This window comes from Maribacter sp. 4U21 (assembly GCF_002742365.1).
Taxonomy (GTDB): domain Bacteria; phylum Bacteroidota; class Bacteroidia; order Flavobacteriales; family Flavobacteriaceae; genus Maribacter.
Window position 1 is genome coordinate 1 of record NZ_MDGN01000018.1, and the last position, 19,723, is coordinate 19,723.

Annotated in this window: 7 protein-coding genes and 1 pseudogene; 4 read left to right on the forward strand and 4 right to left on the reverse strand. The window is 39.4% G+C overall.

What is annotated here, in order from left to right:
* Window positions 1-141: pseudogene (locus tag BFP77_RS03180) on the reverse strand (IS1595 family transposase); the annotation flags it as partial.
* Between the two features lie 56 nt (window positions 142-197).
* Between BFP77_RS03180 and BFP77_RS03185 the strand changes: the two are divergent.
* The 4 genes from BFP77_RS03185 to BFP77_RS03200 all read left to right on the forward strand — a co-directional run bounded on the left by BFP77_RS03185 (window position 198) and on the right by BFP77_RS03200 (window position 12,563).
* Window positions 198-722, forward strand: coding sequence for a class I SAM-dependent methyltransferase (locus tag BFP77_RS03185; RefSeq protein ID WP_099572627.1), 525 nt, complete (start codon window positions 198-200; stop codon window positions 720-722).
* A 253-nt stretch (window positions 723-975) separates the two neighbouring features.
* Window positions 976-7,764 carry a type I polyketide synthase gene (locus BFP77_RS03190; RefSeq protein ID WP_099572628.1) on the forward strand — a complete coding sequence of 2,263 codons (6,789 nt, stop codon included), beginning with the start codon at window positions 976-978 and terminating at the stop codon, window positions 7,762-7,764.
* Window positions 7,765-7,837: 73 nt separating this feature from the next.
* Complete coding sequence (locus BFP77_RS03195) at window positions 7,838-11,815, forward strand: non-ribosomal peptide synthetase (protein WP_099572629.1); 3,978 nt, start codon at window positions 7,838-7,840, stop codon at window positions 11,813-11,815.
* Window positions 11,781-12,563, forward strand: a complete 783-nt coding sequence (locus BFP77_RS03200) for a 4'-phosphopantetheinyl transferase family protein (protein WP_099572630.1) — start codon at window positions 11,781-11,783, stop codon at window positions 12,561-12,563. Before BFP77_RS03195 ends, BFP77_RS03200 begins: the two co-directional genes overlap by 35 nt.
* Before the next feature lie 24 nt (window positions 12,564-12,587).
* On the opposite strand, the gene BFP77_RS03205 is transcribed toward BFP77_RS03200, so the two are convergent.
* The 3 genes from BFP77_RS03205 to BFP77_RS03215 all read right to left on the reverse strand — a co-directional run bounded on the left by BFP77_RS03205 (window position 12,588) and on the right by BFP77_RS03215 (window position 19,651).
* Window positions 12,588-13,385, reverse strand: coding sequence for a glycosyltransferase family 32 protein (locus tag BFP77_RS03205; RefSeq protein WP_099572631.1), 798 nt, complete (start codon window positions 13,383-13,385; stop codon window positions 12,588-12,590).
* A 433-nt stretch (window positions 13,386-13,818) separates the two neighbouring features.
* On the reverse strand, window positions 13,819-14,463 hold the full coding sequence (locus BFP77_RS03210; RefSeq protein ID WP_143751836.1) for a PKD domain-containing protein: 645 nt from the start codon (window positions 14,461-14,463) through the stop codon (window positions 13,819-13,821).
* Window positions 14,405-19,651 (reverse strand): PKD domain-containing protein, encoded by a 5,247-nt coding sequence (locus BFP77_RS03215; RefSeq protein ID WP_180272299.1) that lies wholly within the window; start codon window positions 19,649-19,651, stop codon window positions 14,405-14,407. The genes BFP77_RS03210 and BFP77_RS03215 overlap by 59 nt, the downstream gene beginning before the upstream one ends.
* Window positions 19,652-19,723: the final 72 nt, after the last annotated feature.

The window sequence follows — 19,723 nt, forward strand, 5'->3', positions numbered from 1 at the left end:
TACCTGCGCTGCGACATGGTTACATTTGACGCATTTGAAACCCTCTTTCCATTTGATCCCGGCGAGATACTCCTTGCAGTCCAGATCCGTTTTGAAGCGATCGGAGAACTCTAGAAGGTTTTGACCCTTGAAAATATCCATATAAACCCTATATTTATTGAATTCAAAAGTATGAATTTATCTACTGACCTCTACAAATTTTAAAAGAAAGTAACCAATTTAACACCCTAGTTGAAATAGGAACCGGAGACGGGAGCGTATTGCATTTTTTAAGTTCTAAAATTCCTGAAATGATTAGAATGGTCGGCATTGATCTTAGTGAAATTCAAATAACGGCCGACATATCAAAATATAAAGAAAATCCTAAACTTGAGTTTGTTGTCGCAGATGGATTTCAATGGGTAGAACAGAACGGAAAATCAAATATGATTTTTGTTACCTTCAGAGGCGTATTGGAGTACTTTACCCAACAACGACTTCAGGGTTTTTTTAAGAAACTGGACTCGTTGGGAAACATACTCTTTTTTGCCGTGGAGCCCAATACACTTAGCCATAATTTTAATAGCAACCCTAATTCTGAAATCTATGGAAATGAATCTGCATTTTCGCATAATTGTGCAAAGCTTTTTGAGGATGCCGGATTTAGCGTATGGCATCTATCCAAAAGAATAGAGAGCGAACATCCAGATGTAACCTGTATTATTGGGGCCAAAAATTTTTAGCGAAATAAATACTCACAACAACTAAAGTTCTGCTGATTTACACTGATTTCTCTTGAAATTATTATTAATTTATAGTAGCACATAATTCGCCTTGTTAATGCTACATTTTCTTCTTATTAACGATTTTTTGAGGTATTCATACGATTATTATAATTATTTTGAATTCCCTACATTAACTTTACCAATGGTTTGAAGTTTTCATTTAATTGTTAATCAGCACGTACACGGACAATATTTTTAATACACCCTTTACATGGAGGCATCTCAAAAACAAATTTTAACATCATATAGCGAACTTAATAACACCGCTACATACTACCCTAACAAAACGCTTCATGATTTAATAAGCCAACAGGCCCTAAGTACACCACAGCGCATTGCCATAGAGTTTAAAGAACAGAAATTAACTTTTCTGGAATTAGAACATCGCTCTAATCAGCTTGCAAATTATCTAGTAGAACAAGGAACCAAAGAAGGAGACCTAATTGGTGTATGTTTACCCAGATCAAGCGACATTGTTATTACATTTTTGGCCATTATGAAATGTGGTGCCACATACATTCCATTGGACCCTGCGTATCCAATAGGACGTTTGGAATTTATGTTAGTAGATGCCAGAACTAAGTTTTTGTTGACAACAACCGGGTTAGCGGAAATGTTTTCTTTGAAACACGACAAAATTATCTATAGTTCTTCGTCACAAGAAATTCAGAAACAACCCAACACGCCTACTAAAATAAACGTAACGACAGACACGAACGTGTATATCATTTACACATCCGGTTCTACCGGAAAGCCAAAAGGTGTACCTATAAACCATATGAATTTAGTAAACTTTCTTTACAGTATACTAAAAGAACCTGGAATAGAAAAAGAGGATAGGCTTTTGGCTATTACCACCTTTTCATTCGATATTTCAGGTTTAGAAATTTATGCGCCTTTATTAAAAGGTGCTTGTGTTGTTATGGCAGATAACAATACTGTTGTAGATAATAAATTACTTTTAGAGATTCTTGAAAAAGAAAAAATTACAATTCTCCAAGCAACTCCTACGACATGGCAAATGATTTTGGACGCCGGATGGGAGCAATCTCTAAATTTAAAAGCCTTAACGGGTGGCGAACCTATTTCGAAAAAATTATCTGAAGAACTGCTAAAAAAATGTACTTCGTTATGGAATATGTACGGCCCAACAGAAACTACCATATGGTCATCCGTTAAGAAAATGGCTATAGAAGATACAACCGTTACCATAGGTAGACCTATTGCAAATACGTTTATCTATATTTTAAATGAAATGGAAGAATTAGTACCTCATGGTACTGTAGGAGAAATAGTAATAGCTGGAGATGGTACCGCAAAAGGATATTGGCAAAGGCCAGAACTCACTAAAGAAAGATTTATTACTAACAAGTTTGAAACAAAAAATGGAAAACGACTGTATAAAACAGGTGATTTAGGAAAAATTCTGTCTAATGGAGAAATCGAATGTCTTGGACGTATAGACCAGCAGGTGAAAGTACGAGGGCACCGCATAGAACTTGGAGAAATAGAAGCTGCAATAGATCAAATTTCTAGTATTCAAAAGTCTATTGTAACCGTAAATACTTCTCTGACAGGGCATCCTCAATTGGTGGCCTATATGACTACGAATAGCCTCGTAAACGACATGCCAGATTTACGCAAAAAACTCGGTAATCTACTTCCAGATTATATGGTTCCATCTTTTTTTATTCGCATAGACGAATTTCCAAAAACCGCCAATGGTAAAATAGACAGGAAATCCTTACCCGAGCCCAAATATGAACGACCAGAATTTTTGCCTCCCTTAGTTAATGCTACCACAAAAGAAGAGAAAATAATAGTTAAAGTTTGGCTTGAAATACTGCGGGTTCAGGCAATAGGAGTAGATGATAATTTCTTTGAAATTGGTGGAACATCAATACTAGGTCAAAAAACAGTTGCAATACTTCAGAAAGAATTAGAAGTAAGCATACCCGTGACTAAACTATATCAATTCCCAACTATTCGAAAGCTGTCCGAATATTTAAAAATTTCTAAACAATCTAACAAAAAACAAAAAATATCTAAAGTCAAGAATATATCTGGTAAGCTAAAAGATATTGCGGTGATAGGAATGGCCGGTAGATTTCCTGGTGCCAAATCCGTCCAAGAACTATGGGAAGTATTAAAAGAAGGAAAGGAAACTACTTCATTTTTTACAGCGGACGAATTAGATATACATATTCCAGAAGCGCACAGGAACGACCCATTATACGTTGGAGCAAGGGGTATAGTACCGTCAATAAAAGGATTTGATTCGAAATTCTTTGGATTTAATCCTAAATTGGTCTCGGCCATGGATCCCCAGCAAAGGTTGCTACTGGAGGTATCATGGGAAGTACTGGAACAAACGGGCTATTTACCTAGACACTATGATGGAAGTGTAGGTATTTATGCAGGTTGCGGTACAAATACATACTACATAAATAATGTAATCCCAAATAAGGAATTACTAGAACAGGTAGGGGAATTTCAGGCGACTACTGTAAATGACAAAGATTATATTGCTACCCGAACCGCGTACCACTTAAACCTAAAGGGACCTGCAGTAAGCGTTCACTCAGCCTGTTCCACCTCTCTTCTTGCCATAGCAGAAGCTGTAGAAGCACTTAGGAACGGGCAATGCGATGTAGCGTTGGCAGGGGCAGCAAGTGTTACATCACCTATGAACAGCGGTCATTTATATCAAGAAGGATCTATAAAAACACCTACCGGACACTGTAATCCGTTTGACGAAAATGGAAAAGGTACCGTATTTAGTGATGGTGCTGGAGTTGTACTTTTAAAAAGTTTGGAAAGTGCCAAAAAAGATGGTGACACCATTTATGGCATCATAAAAGGAATTGGCTTGAGTAACGATGGAGGTGATAAGGGTAGCTTCACCGCTCCTAGTGCCGAAGGCCAGGCAAGCGCAATAACTAAAGCTTTGGATGACGCTAATGTTTCTCCCTCAGAAATAAGTTATGTGGAAGCCCATGGCACCGCAACACCAGTAGGTGATCCAATTGAAATAGAAGGCCTTGAAATGGCATTTGGGCAACAAGAGCGAAAAAACTACTGTGCCATAGGGTCAATAAAAAGTAATATGGGGCATCTTACCTCTGCTGCGGGAGTTGCTGGTTTCATAAAAACCATTTTGGCAATGCAGCATAAACAAATACCGGCCTCTCTAGGTTATAGCAAACCAAATCCACTTATCGATTTTGAAAATAATCCGTTTTTTGTAAATAGTAAGTTAAGCAATTGGGACATTTCGGGGACTAGGAAAGCAGGGGTTAGTTCTTTTGGTGTGGGAGGTACCAACGTACATGTAATAGTTGAAGAATACCAACAAGAAAAAAAAGAAACTGATGTAGGCCGCCCATTGCAATTACTAGCATGGTCCGCCAAATCTGAGCATAGTTTAACAGGGTATCAAAAAGTATTGGCGGATTATTTAAACACTTCGCCCAACATTCCGCTAGCGGATATTGCTTATTCCTTAAACGTGACACGGGATGTATTTAACACTAGAAGTATTTTGGTGGCAGGCCAAACTGCAGTGGCAGCAGAGAAGTTATTAATCGAGAACAACCGGGACGTCAAAAGCAATACGCTTAGAAATATTCCTACTGAACTTGGTTTTCTATTTCCGGGGCAAGGTTCCCAATTCCTGCAAATGGGAAAGGAACTTTATGACAATGAAAAAGTATTCAAAGAGGCTGTAGATCATTGCGCACAGCTTTTAGAAAATGAGTTAGAATTAGATATACGTGATATCATTTTTCCAAAAGAAAACAGCACTGAGGCAGAGAACAGGTTAAAGGATACCCAATTTACGCAACCTGCTTTATTTGTGGTCGAATATGCACTTGCACAACTTTGGATGAGTTGGGAAATAAAACCTAGCTTTCTATGCGGCCATAGTATTGGTGAATTTGTAGCTGCCCATATAGCAGGTATCTTTACCTTGGCAGATGCCTTACACTTAATAACCATACGAGGAAAGCTGGTAAGCGAACTTCCGGGAGGTAGTATGCTATCTGTACGCGCAGCTGCGAATAGTTTAGGTACATTACCGGATACCCTATCTGTTGCTGCCATAAATTCTGATAATCTGTGCGTTGTCTCCGGTCCGGACAAAGCAATTACGGATTTTGCAATAGTGCTGAAAGAGAAAAGTATAGCTAATATGCTTTTAGCAACAAGCCACGCGTTCCATTCGACTATGATGGACCCCATCTTAGGTACATTTGAACAAGAAGTTAGAAAAGTTACCTTGAATACACCAAAGCTACCCATGATTTCTACGGTTACGGGTACTTGGTTAAGCGATGCAGATGCGACAGATCCAAAATATTGGACAGGTCATTTACGCGCCGCGGTACGTTTTTCGGATGCCATGGACACGGTAATAGGAATGGAAGAAGATGCCATACTACTAGAAATAGGTCCGGGGCGAGCGCTAACTACGCTGGCAATCCAAAAAAAGGGAGCAAAACCACTTACGGCAATACCAAGTTTGTCTGTTCCCAAAAAAGATGAGAATTCATATCATACCGTATTAACTGCGTTAGGACAATTATGGTTAAATGGAATAGAGCTGGACTGGAAAGCATTCAATGGTACACAATCCAGAGAAAAAGTAGTACTTCCATCTTATGTATATGACCGAAAACCTTGCTGGATAAAACCTCCAACAAGTGAAATGGCAATGGCAAACCTGCCGACTGAAACAACTATGGAACAAAATAATCCTGTAGCACTTAATACGGCAATCACAAACAATACTGTACAAAACGAGCTTACAAATACTACTTTAAACCCAAGTATTACCATTATGAGAAAGAATACTATCCTTGAAAAAATAGCGGAAATAATATCAAAAACCTCAGGAATAGATTTAGAACCAGCGGACAACAATTATAATTTTTTAGAACTTGGTCTAGACTCATTGGTGCTAACACAAATGGCATCTACTTGCAAGAAAGAATTTAACACTGCAATAACCTTTCGCCAATTAAGCGATGAACTAAGCACTCCGGAACTTTTAGCCACATATTTAGATGAAACCTTACCAAAAGATAGTTTTGCCCCGATACTGGTTAATGCTCCAACTCATCTCAACACGACTACCGCAGCTCCCGTTCAAACAGCTCCGATTGCGCAAACCAATATGGCACCCGTTATGCAACAGCCAGTAATGATGGCCAATCCTAACAATAATACGGCATTGGGCCTTATTTCTCAACAGCTACAATTACTGGGACAGCAACTTAATCTATTACAAGGTAACGGGGCTATACAAAATGTACAGGTATCGAATAACGATTCACAAGTACAACAATCACAACCAATAGTAACAGGAGATAACTCAATGCTACGCCCCAGTGTGTCAGCCACCCCTACTGACGAGCTATCAGAAGAAGAAAAAATAGAATTAAAAAAACCCTTTGGCGCATCTCCAAGGATTGAAAAAAAATCTACACAAGTAGATGGAAGGCACCATGCTTTTTTAAATAGCATCATACAACGCTACAATAAAAAAACCGCAGGTAGTAAAGCCTATTCACAGAGACACCGCGCCCACATGGCAGACCCAAGGGTAGTTTCTGGATTTAAACCAGCGACTAAAGAATTGGTATATCCCATAGTTATTGAAAAATCTTCAGGCAATCGCCTATGGGATTTAGATGGCAATGAATATATTGATGTTTTAAACGGATTTGGCGCAGGCCTTTTTGGCCATCAGCCAGATTTTATTAAAGAAGCCTTGCATAAGCAAGTGGACCTTGGTTTTGAGGTTGGTCCCCAACATCCGCTCGCTGGAGAGGTGTGCGAATTACTTTGTGAATTTACGGGCCACGACCGTGCAGGTCTTTGCAATACGGGGTCAGAAGCTGTGCTTGGAGCGGTTCGTATTGCAAGAACAGTTACCGGGCGTTCACTAATTGTAACCTTTGCGGGGTCTTATCATGGAATAAATGATGAAGCGCTCGTCCGAGGTTCTAAAAAACTAAAAACGTTTCCAGCAGCAGCTGGTATTCTTTCAGATTCTGTCCAGAACGTTTTGGTTCTGGAATATGGAACAGAAGAAAGCTTAAGGATAATAGAGGAACGCGCTAACGAGCTGGCAGCAGTTCTAGTGGAACCGGTACAGAGCCGAAGACCCGAGTTTGTACCTATAGACTTTCTGAAAAAGGTTCGCGAGATAACGAAAGCATCAGAAACCGTTCTTATTTTTGATGAGATTATAACAGGTTTTCGAATGCACCCGGGCGGTACCCAAACATTGTTTGATATCAAAGCAGATCTTGCTACCTATGGTAAAGTTATAGGGGGTGGTATTTCTATTGGAGCCATATTGGGAAATAAAGATTTGATGGATGCACTTGATGGTGGGTTTTGGCAGTATGGCGACGACTCTTTTCCAGAGGTAGGTGTTACCTATTTTGCAGGCACTTTTGTAAGGCATCCTTTAGCGTTGGCCACTACAAAGGCTTCTCTAGAATATATGAAAGAACAAGGACCATCGCTCCAAAAAAGACTTTCGGAAATGACGGAAGGCCTAGCCCTTGAATTAAATTCCAAATTCCAAAAGCGACATTTGCCTATTCAAATAAATTATTATGGCTCTTTATGGAGGCTGAAAATAATGGAAGATATCCCTTATTCCGAATTGTTATTTGTTTTATTGCGCGAAAAAGGTATTCATATTATGGATGGTTTCCCATGTTATATGACCGTGGCGTTCAATAATGAGGACATTAAAAAAATTATTGACTCGATTATGGAAAGTATCGATGAGCTTACGGATGTCGGTATATTTGAGATTAAGGATAATGGAAGTGTTAGGAAGCATTCAGCTGATTCTTCTATAAAATCATTAAATACGCCTCCCACAAAAGGAGCTAAATTAGGCATGGACGAATCTGGTAATCCAGCTTGGTTTGTAGCGGATGAAGAAAAAAATGGGTCTTACGTTAAAATCAATGTGTAGTGTACCTGGTGAATACCTGTTGATTAATTATATAACATACCCAGCGCTAACCTATATATAAACCAAACATAGAATGCAAAATAAAATTGCTTTTGATCCATTTGCAGGTCCTATCATAGAAAAAATTATTCCTATTGTCCAAGCTCAAGCCGAAGTTTGGATCGCATGTGCGATGGGAGGCGAAGATGCGAACAGGGCTTACAATGAATCTGTTTCACTTATTATCAAAGGTAAACTAAATACAATTGCCCTAGAGGATGCCCTTCTAAAATTGGTGGTTAGACATGAGGCTTTAAGAGCAACATTTAGTCCTAATGGTCTTTTTATGATGGTTTTTGAGGAAGTTCCAACTAAACCTTTTCATAAAGATATTTCAGGACTTAGCGCTGCAGACCAAAGTAAGGAGGTGAAAAATTATTTGTCCAAAGATGCCCATCATACTTTTGATTTGGTTAAAGGACCATTATTTAAAGTTGGTTTATTAAAACTTTCTGAGCTAGAACATCAATTGATATTAACAGCACACCACATTATATGCGATGGTTGGTCTATGGGTATTATGCTCGAAGAACTAGGTAGTTTTTATTCCGCCAATATATTAGGTAAAATACCAAATGTACCACATCCAGAAACCTTTAGTTCCTACGCAGAAGAAGAACAAGAATTCATAGCCAGTGCCGCATATAACCAAACAGAAAACTACTGGGTCAAACAATACGAAGGTTCCATACCAACAGTGAACCTGCCAACAGATTTTCCTAGACCAGAATTACGTACATTTAAGAGTAATCGCTTAGATTTTGCTATTGATAGCTACTTAGTCAGTGAATTAAAAAAAGTTGGAATTAAATCAGGGGCTAGTTTTGTAGTGACCTTAATGGCTGCTTTCGAGGTCTTCCTTTATCATCAAACAGGTCAAGATGACTTGGTTTTAGGTCTCCCAGCTGCTGGCCAGTCCCTTAGTGGAAAAAACCAGCTAGTTGGACACTGCGTAAATTTACTTCCCTTACGAAGTAAGATTAATGCTAGTATGCCATTCAATACGTACTTAAAAGCTCGAAAAGTTAAAGTTTTCGATGCCTATGAGCATCAACAGTTCAGTTTTGGCCAATTACTACAAAAGCTTGCGGTTGCAAGGGACCCTTCCAGAGTGCCATTAGTTCCGATTATGTTCAATATTGATATGGGTATGGCCAACGCAGTTGGGTTTGAAGGTTTAAGCTACAAATTAAAGAGTAATCCAAGAGCATTTGAAGCATTTGAACTTTTTTTAAACGCCACGGGTACAGAAAATGAACTCATTTTAGAATGGGCATATAATACTTCCCTTTTCAAACCAAGTACCATTGAGCAGATGATGGCTTCCTTTAAAGAAGTCCTAAATGCCATTGTAGCAGATCCAAGTATAGAGATTGGTAATATACTAAAGGTTGATAGTGCTGCATATTTGGATTTAAATAATACGAAAGTCTTCTTTCCTCAATTGCCCTTGCACGAACTATTGGAAAAACAATCGCGAATAACTCCTTTAAAAACTGCTATACAATTTGGCGACCAGGAAATTTCCTATGAAGATTTAGAAAAACAAGCAAATCAAACTGCTAACTATTTAATGGCACAAGGTGTCGCTAAAGGAGATTACGTAGCTGTGTCGTTACCAAGGTCTATTGAACTTGTGGTAACCTTGATGGCAATAATGAAAAGTGGGGCCGCCTATCTTCCATTAGACCCGAATTACCCCAATAAGCGACTAGAATTTATGTTGGAGGATTCCGAGGCAAAGTACTTAATTACCACTAAAAACTTAGCTGCAGCACTAAATTCTTCTTCCAAAAAACTATTATTAGAAACGATTATTGCAGACCTACCAAATTATACCAACAAGTTAGCACCAATAAAAATAACTAATAACGAAATAGCCTATTTATTATATACCTCTGGTTCTACCGGCAAACCTAAGGGCGTACCGGTAACTCATAAAAATCTGGTTAATTTTCTTTTCAGTATGTTAAATGAGCCCGGTATAGAAGAAACGGACAAGCTACTTTCCATAACAACCATATCCTTTGATATTGCAGGGCTAGAATTATATGTCCCTTTATTAAAAGGGGCTAAGCTAGTATTAACAACAGAAGAAACAGCAAAGGACAGTCGTTTACTATTAGAGCTACTACATCATGAAGCAATTACCGTGATGCAGGCAACACCAACGACATGGCAAATGTTATTAGATGCTGGCTGGAAGGAACCTTTACCTCTTAAAGCACTTTGTGGAGGAGAAGCGATGCCATTGGTCCTAGCCAAAAACATATTAGAAAGGGTAGATGAACTTTGGAATATGTATGGTCCCACAGAAACTACCATTTGGTCTTCGATAAAGCAAATTTCAAAGTCAGATAATCTAATTACCGTTGGGCAACCTATTGCCAATACACAAATGTATATCTTAAATGAGCAGGGCCAGTTAGTGGATGCAGAAAAGACAGGAGAACTCTGTATTGCAGGAGATGGTGTAGCCAAAGGATATTGGAAAAGACAAGACCTAACGGATGAAAAATTTATAGTAAATCCAATAGAATCTGAATTAGGACCAGTGCTGTATCGAACTGGAGATTTAGCAAAACTACTCCCTTCCGGAGAAATTCAGTGCCTGGGAAGAATAGATCAACAGATAAAAATAAGGGGACATCGTATTGAACTTGGTGAAATTGAACAAGCCTTGGATTCTCTAGAAGGAATAGAATCTTCAGTAGTTTTATTCCATGAAGATAAGTTAGTAGCAAATATTTGTACTACCATAGGAGATACCGCAAAGTATGAAGGCCAGCTTACTAAGTGGAAGGAAATCCTTAGAAACCAGTTACCAATGCACATGGTACCACAACAGTTCAATATGGTTTCTGAATTCCCAACCACGCTCAATGGTAAAATTGATCGCAAAAAACTGGCTGAAACCTTACCAAAAGAGAATCTGAAAACCGGATTTACCATACCAGCTAGCGCATCTGAAAAAATTATAGCAGAGGTATGGAAAAAATGTCTCAAACTTGATAAAATCGGCGTGGATAGCGATTTTTTTGAGCTTGGAGGTCATTCTGTTATAGCAGTACGGGTCATGACCATGTTGGAAGAAAAAACAGGAAACAGATTGCCTTTGGTAGCATTATTAAAACACCCGACAGTAAAAAAATTAGCTGCCTATATGGACAGTGAGTTTATTGTTTGGGATTCGTTAGTACCCCTTAAACCGGAAGGAACCAAGCCTCCATTATACATTGTACATGGAGCGCACCACAATGTATTGATTTTTAATGAACTGGCGCAAAACCTTGACAAAGACCAACCGGTCTATGGCCTACAGGCAAGGGGTTTAGATGGTGTTGCAGAACCACATGATTCCATGTACCAGATGGCTACGGACTATCTGGCGGAAATTATGAAGTCAAATCCAGATGGTCCTTATGCATTGGCAGGTTTTTCGCTGGGAGGAACCATTGCTTTTGAAATGGCTAGGCAATTAAAAGCCATGGGCAAAGAAGTTAAAATGGTTGGGGAATTTGACACGTACGTATTTCCCGATTATTATTATGAGAGCCCTATTAAGAAAAAAGTAGTTGATATTTTCTACATTTTAGGTAAAATAGTCTTTGTCACTTTTAACATGTTTACCAGTAAAAAGAACTTTAAGAGAAGAACCGGTCTATTTATGCTACACATAAAGGGAATATTTTTACGTTTAAAACATGGTAAAGAAAAGCAACATGAAATGCAATTTCATCGTGTTCTAAAAATGGAGCAAAATCATCTAAAAGCTACGGGCAATTATGTAATAAAACCACAAGATATTGTAATTGATTTATTCAAGGCAGAAGAGCAAATTAACTTTGTACACGACAACAAATTTCTTGGTTGGAAAAATATGGCGACCAAAGGTATAAGGGTACACATGGTTCCAGGAAATCATATAGACATGTTTGACAAAGGAAACGTAGAAGTATTTGCCAAAAGCCTTCAATATGTATTGGACAACCATAACGCTGAAAGTGTATAGTAGATTACTTTGCGCAACTATTGATACTCCAACCGAGGAGGTAACCGGTACGTTTACAAATACTTCAAAAATTAGACTATTCCAGGTAAAGCTCGCTGATTATATTGACTTTTTTCATTACTTACAAAATCATTTAAACGAGGCGGAACTAAAGCGGAGCCAAAAATATCATTTTAAAAAAGACGAACATAGATTCGTTATTTGCCGAGCTTTACTAAAAATTTCACTTGCTGCGCATGTTGGACTGTCCGTGGGTGAAATCACCATAGCTGCAGGTCAAAATAAAAAGCCCTACCTCCCCTCTCACCCAAAGGTATTTTTCAACGTCTCGCATACCAACAAGTACGCACTCATTGCAATAAGTGATGCCTTAGTTGGTGTTGATGTTGAGAGAATAGATAGGGAATATGATTATTCTGAAGTTGTGCCCACTGTATTCAATGATACCGATAGTTATAAAATAGCGTTTGCAGTCGATAAACCATATACCTTTTTTAAACTTTGGACCCGTAAAGAGGCTGTGGTAAAGGCGACCGGCAAAGGCATTGGTAAAAATTTCAAGGAAATCCCTGCCAGTGATGGAAAGCATATTTTACCTTCGGCACTTTTATCTAATGTACAAAATCTATCCGTACTTAGTTTTGATATGGGTAACGAACACCTTGCTTCTATTGCACTTGAAGGTACTAAAGACTCTTATGAAACGATACACTTTTCTAAATTACCTCAAGTAGATAGTGCTATTTAACAGGAATAGGTGTAATTATAATACTTACTTGGTATTGGATTTTGCCTCTATCTTTTTAAAGAACTGAAGCATCTTGTTCAACAAGGGATTTTTCACTAGCCTGTTGGTAAACTTGACACCTAAAATATTTTTAATTTTTCTCCTAATCCTAGAAAATTTGGGGAGCCAAGAACTATTAAAGTGATGTACCGTATAGGTATTTTTTGAAATATAGAATTTTCCGTCTCTAAAATCTTTAGGACTAAAGTAATCATATGGAAATAGGTACAAACAACTAGAATCGCTCAACACCGAGGACAGATTGTTTAATTCGTTATCATCCATAACTTTTACATCCCTGCTCTTTTGTACGCTCTTTTTAATTACAGCGGGAAGTACTGTTAAGTCGTAACTCCCATCGGGTAACACAAAAGATTTATCCGAATAATAATTTACACAATGGGTAACCCATTCAGCATTTTTCTCTGCGCCAATAATAGCTGCTTCAATGATAACCCCTGTTTTAGAATACTCTTCACCTATAAAATACGGCAAGTGCAGTAAGTTGTTAAAATTTTTTAGGACCTCTACGTCTAAATCCATATAAATTCCTCCATACTGCTGTAAAGCGAACATGCGAACATAGTCAGCAGCAAAGGCATATTTCTTTTTTTCAAAGGCCTGCTCCGCAAACTTATTCTGAGAAAGATTTATTTTGTTGGTATCCCACAAAATGAATTCATATTCTGGAAGCAACTTTTTCCATGATTGCAAATTACGCTTGATATCTACAGGAAATTCATCTCCACTCAACCAACAATAATGGATTATTTTAGGTATCATTAGTATCTAATAATTGTATTGGTATTTATAACTACTGCGCAAAACCTCAGCCTCAAAAATTTTTAAACTATACTTATTCGTACTCTTCTAAATTAACACAATAGTAAAGGTTTGGTTTACTCAGAATCACTATTTTCTGAACAAACTATTAACATTTAAATAAAAAAAAATAGCAGGTTCCTATTAATTTTATGACTTACTTATCTTGAGTTGATAAACCAAATATTTTTTGTTCTTTAACCATAATCCAAATTTCCCCCTATATAAATGTGTTCTACGCAAAATGTGATATAATCCAATACTTAAAACATTAAAAGTATGGCCAAACTAGAGTTTTTTTAATTTGTTTGGCCAGTGTTTCATTGCACTATTGAATTCTACACTACTTCAAAAAAACTTTTTCAGGAGACTCATTTACTTTTATTAATCTTAGTTATTTCCTAATAATGAGTCTTTTAGAAATAGGATCGTTATTGTTAAACATAGCTGTAATAACGTATATCCCGTTCCTGTAAACATTCACCGGTATACGCATATCGTTTTGAATCATTTCTTCTCGTGTAAATTGCCTAACCAGCCTACCTGAGGAATCATGAAGCATAAAACCTAGGATAATACTCGTATCAAAGTTATCCTCCATAATAATTTGAACAGCCTCCGTTGATGGATTCGGTGTTAGGATAAATTCAAATGATACCTCATCAGTAGGTTCATTTTCCGTTACTACCGAAATTTCAATGCTATCTGTAGCATCTAAACCTTCTGCATCGGTAACCGTTAACAAAACAGTATAAGTTCCGTCTGTAGTAAACGTATGCGTTGGGTTTGCTTCCGTTGCGATTTCACCGTCCCCGAAATCCCAAGAATAACCTACCACTTCAACATCATCGGTAGATTTATCCCCAGTAAAGTTGACTTCCAAAGGAGCTTGCCCTTGTATGATATCGGATGTGGCTATCGCAATGGGTGCCTCATTAGAAACCATAGGCTCCGTTACCGTTATGGTCACTGTCTCACTATCAATAAGTCCATCTGCATCGGTAGTTGTTAAAACAACCTCGTATGTTCCTGAATTCACAAAGGTATGTACTGGATTTACTTCTGAGGAAGTTCCTAACAGTCAATACAACAGTGTAGGTATCGGCCACAGTAAAGGTATGTGCCGGATTGGCTAGAGTAGAACTTGTTCCATCACCAAAATCCCAAGCATAGCCGACTACAACATCGTCATCGGTTGATTGGTCGCCCGTAAAGTTTACCTCAAGCGGTGCTTCACCCTGCATTACATCTGCACTTGCGACCGCTACCGGAGCAGTATTAGCTGCTACTACAATAGTGATACTTGCCGTATCTTGAAGTCCGGCATCGTCAGTTACGGTGAGTTCTACAGTATAGGTGCCCGCTGAAGCAAACGTATGTATTGGATTTTCTACCGATGCGTTGTTACCGTCATCGAAATCCCAAGCATGGGATAGTATTCCTACATCATCAATCGATTGGTTACCCGTAAATGCGACTTCTAATGGTGCGATACCACTAATAATATCTGCACCTACTACTGCTTCTGGCGCACCATTGACCGTGACCACTATACTATCACTTTCGTTCGTATAGCCGTCACCATCCGTTATTGTCAGCGTCACATTATAAGTACCACCTTGAGTATAGGTATACGCAGGATCAATATCTGTAGAGGTAGCACCATTACCAAAGTCCCACAGATACGCTTGAATATCATTTTTATCATCAGTAGACAGATTACCTGTAAACTGTATAGCCAGAGGAGCGTTACCACTGGTAACATCTGCGCCGGCAACTGCCTCTGGCTCGAAACCTGTTGGTCTAAAACCCCATTTCTGTGCGTTACTACCATCCGGCAGCAGTACAGCAATATTTCCATCGGGCTGTATGCCAAGATAGTGTCCGCTTAACTTGCTTATTAAATTGTAGCTACCATTTCCAGCATCCACAATTTCCCATTGTTGTACATCACCGCCATTCCCTATATATTGCCAAACATTGGTATTTGGTGCTGTACTTGCGAATTCTATATCCAAGTACTTATCGGTTGTGTGACCCGTACGGAGTTGATAAAAACCAGCTCCAGCAAATTCTAATACCACATGTTCGTTGTCAGCACCTGAGTAAGCACCTTGCCTTACGTTCTCCATTAGAGCATCAATAGCACTTGGGACTTGAAGCGTTTCTCCACTTTCGACATTTACCAAACGATATATACCTAATGGAGGAGGTGCAATAGTACCACCATCGTCATCGGAATTATTACCCTCTACCAGTACCTCAAAACCAAAATAGTCTGGATCGCTTCCTGAGGATACTACAGCTACTAGTATTTCAAAGAACTGAACACCGTCTAGATCTTGGTCGTCCAGACCTGTGACGGTCACTTGCTGCGGTGTATCCCAATTGGCTGCCGTAAAGGTCAGTTGTGTTTGGGACAATGAAAACTCATCACCATTTTCACTTGCGGAAAGATTCAAAATAACATCTGAAGATGGAGCACCTTCCAGCACAACGGTAAAGGTATCAGTGCCTCCTTCTTCTGAGGTGGACAGTACCGTAGGGCTCACCTCGATACCAAAAGGCACGGAAGCTTGTGCCTCCCTAAACTGCCATTTTTGTGCATCGCTACCGTCTGCTAAGAGTACTGCGATATTACCGTCTGCTTGTATTCCTAAGTAGTGTCCACTAAGTTTGCTTATGATATTGAAAGCACCTTCTCCAGCATCAACGATCTGCCATTGTTGTACATCACCTCCGTTGGAAGTGTATTGCCAAACGTTGGTATCCGGGTCAGTACTTGCCAAAGCAATATCCAAGTATTGATTTGTGGTGTGCGCCATACGCAGTTCGTAATACCCACCTCCCGAAAACTCTAAAGCTACATGTTGAAAATTAGCTGCCGTATAAGGTCCGTGGCGTACGTTTTGACTTTGGGCAATACCTCCGGTAGGCACCTGAAGCGTTTGTCCGCTCCCTACGTTCACTAGTCTGTATGTACCCAAAGCAGGAGGTGCTTCTGCCCCGCCATCGTTATCGGCATTAGTTCCTTCAACGATTTCCTCGAATCCGGCGTAGTCCGGATCACTAAGTGTATCGTCTACACTAATTGTTATTTCAAAATTTTGAACACCGTCCACTTCTACATCGTCCAAACCTGTTACTGTGACCGATTGAGGAGTATCCCAATTGACTGGTGTAAAAGTGAGTTGCGTCTCGGATAGTGAAAATTCGTCATCGTTCAAAGTAGCAATGACCGTAAGCACTACATCAGCCGATGGAATACCTTGTAATACCACCGTAAAGGTATCCGTAGCGCCTTCCTCGGAAGTAGATACAATGCCCGGTTCAACCACTAGACCAAAATTTGTGGAAGGTCCTGTTGCCCTAAATTCCCAACGTTGCGCATCACTATCGTCTCCAGTGAGTACTGCAATATTGCCGTCTGCCTGAATACCTAAATAATGTCCGCTTAACTTACTTATTATATTGTAACTACCATCTCCGGTATCAATTATTTGCCACTGCTGTACATCACCACCATTGGCGATATATTGCCAAACGTTCGTGTCTGGATCTAAACTTGCAAATTCTATATCTAGATATTTATCGGTTGTATGTCCCGTTCTTAGTTGATAATATCCATTACCCGCGTCCTCAAGTACAACATGTTGATAATCGTCTCCAACATAAGCACCCTGACGGACGTTCTCCATTATAGCATTACCAGCACTCGGAACTTGAAGGGTCTGTCCGCTCTGAACATTAACAAGCCTGTAGGTACCTAAAGCCGGTGGATTAGCTAATGGCTGTAACCCATTTATCCAAGCCTGAAGTAGCGCTACACCTTCTGTATCTATAATCCCTTTTGCCAATGGCGGCATCATAATTCCCGGGTCTTTACTATTGGTACGATGAAATAACTGAGAATTGGCTGCATCTCCGGGAATCAACACTCTCTGTCGCGAATCAAATCCAGGAATATCCCTACCAACGGCCGTTAAGAGTCCGGTTTGGGCCAGACTATTTAAAGGTCTTAAATCAAAAGCCGCATTATTTCCGGTTGCCGGTTGGTGACAATACGCACAATTGTTGTCCAGATAAGAACGCGCCCTTTCGTCCAGTGTAAAATTGATATCATCCGCTATTGGAGCGTGCGTATAATAAGACAGTGTATTGGCATCGGTGATTGTTTCGTCCAATATGCCCAGTTCACTCAGGGTAACTAGTTGGTTGCCAACTGTACCTCCTTTAGAGGAATAATCCAAATCCTTGTTCAAGAATCGTGTTCGAGGACCCAAACTACCACCAAGAGCAGGATTGTGACAGGCTATACATTGTGAATTTGAAGGATAGAGCCAACTTACTGTTTTACTCCCCCCACCGCTCGTCTGTACTGTAATGTCGACGTTGTCCCCGGTTGTCATGTCCACCAATTCTGCGTCGCTTTCATCGGGCAACCACTTATAGGTTAAAAAATAAAAGGTTCCGTCCGTTCCTTTAATAGAAAACCTTGTTTCAATTTTTCTAGTAATCGATAGATCATCCTCATCAGTGGGGTAATCAAAATGTTTCACCAATACAGAACCAACAGGAAAATCCCAAATTCCATTTTCCGACCACGCTATGCGCTCTGCATCCGTATCGTGACTACCATCATTAGGTATGGCCATAAATCGCGTTTTAATACCACCGTCGGACCAGAAAGGATCCACCATATCATAAGGTATGAAACCTTCAGAAACAGTTAAGCTTGGTAAATCAGAAAAAACACCTGTTTGCGATAACAAGGCAGGCGCAGCATTTAAGGCTAATGGTGATTTCAAACGATATAAATTAACGTTATCCCCATATTTTAAAAAATAGAGTTCCCCTTGTTTATCCTGACCAAAAGAAATAGCCTCGCCCGGATCAAAAGTACCCAGTAATTGCTTAGCACCAGTTGCAGTGTCCACATTCCAAATTTCGCTTCCAGTTCCAAAATCCGTGCAAATATAATCACCAACTAAATCAGGAATATTTGAACCTCTGTATACATATCCTCCAGTTATAGAATTGGCTTCCGATCTTTGAAACTCTACCAATGGCATAGTAGGCATCATATTCTGATACATAGTAACATTACAAGGCGTACCTGATTGTACTGGGATAGTAAAAGGCTCTGTTGCCTCAAACAAAGGCCAACCATAATTATTGCCGGCCCCCAATACGTTAATTTCTTCATGTCTATTTTGCCCTACCTCACCAATATAAAAAGTTCCGGTAGCACTGTCTTTTGTTAAACGGTGTGGATTTCTATGCCCCATGGAATAATACTCCCTAAATATAGAACCTGAGGGAACATCCTGAGCGTTAAAAGGATTATCGTTGGGAATAAAATAACCAACCCCTGAAATCTCATCTCCATCACCAGCTCCAGCGCCAGGAGAAGCCAAAGTCCTTATTGGAGCGCTACTTTTAGTTGTATCCATATCCACATCGATACGCAAGACACCCCCATCCATACTTCCAGCGATATCTTGGGCACTTGAATACGTGGCTTGATCTCCAGTAGTAATGTAAAGAAAGCCATCATCGCCAAACTCCATACCACCCCCTCTATGGGTGGTGTTGTACATTTGACGCCTATACATCAACACCCTAGAGTTAGGAATAGGAAGCATGGTAGTAGGGTCTACTTCAAATTTTTCTAAATGAATGTAATTGGAATGAAAGTTTTCAACACTACAAAAGAAAGCTGCATTGGTGTATAGCGTATTATCCCCAGTTTCAGATACCGTAGTGTAGTACATGAACATTTCATTCTTGCCAGCAGTTCCAAAATCAGGATGGATGGCCAAACCCAAAAACCCCCCATCACGAACCTCGCCCATGGTCTGATCTCCAACTTCATCTACTAATTCTATAATTTCATTCTTTACTGTTGCGTTATTATTATCATCGATCCAAAAAATGGTGCCGTCCAATTCAGCGATCACAATTCTTTGCTGCCCCGGTACAGGAACAAAGGCAATGGGGGAATCAAATTGTAAATTTGGGAAAGCAACCTCATAAGCATCCGCCGTGGTACCGCCCGTTGGAAAGGAGGTATCAGTGGCCAAATCAAATGATTCCGGTGTCGTGAGACCCGGCCCAATGAACATAGGTCCAAAACTCATAAAGGCAGCTACCGCACCAACAATGGTTGTCGTTAGTAGTGCATTTTTAAAAGTGGGTAATTTTGAGGAGTAATTTTTCTTCATCATAGCATTGTTAAAAGAAAATAGCATTCTATTTTGGACTTACAAAAAAAGTACAATAGAACCAGCAGACAGATT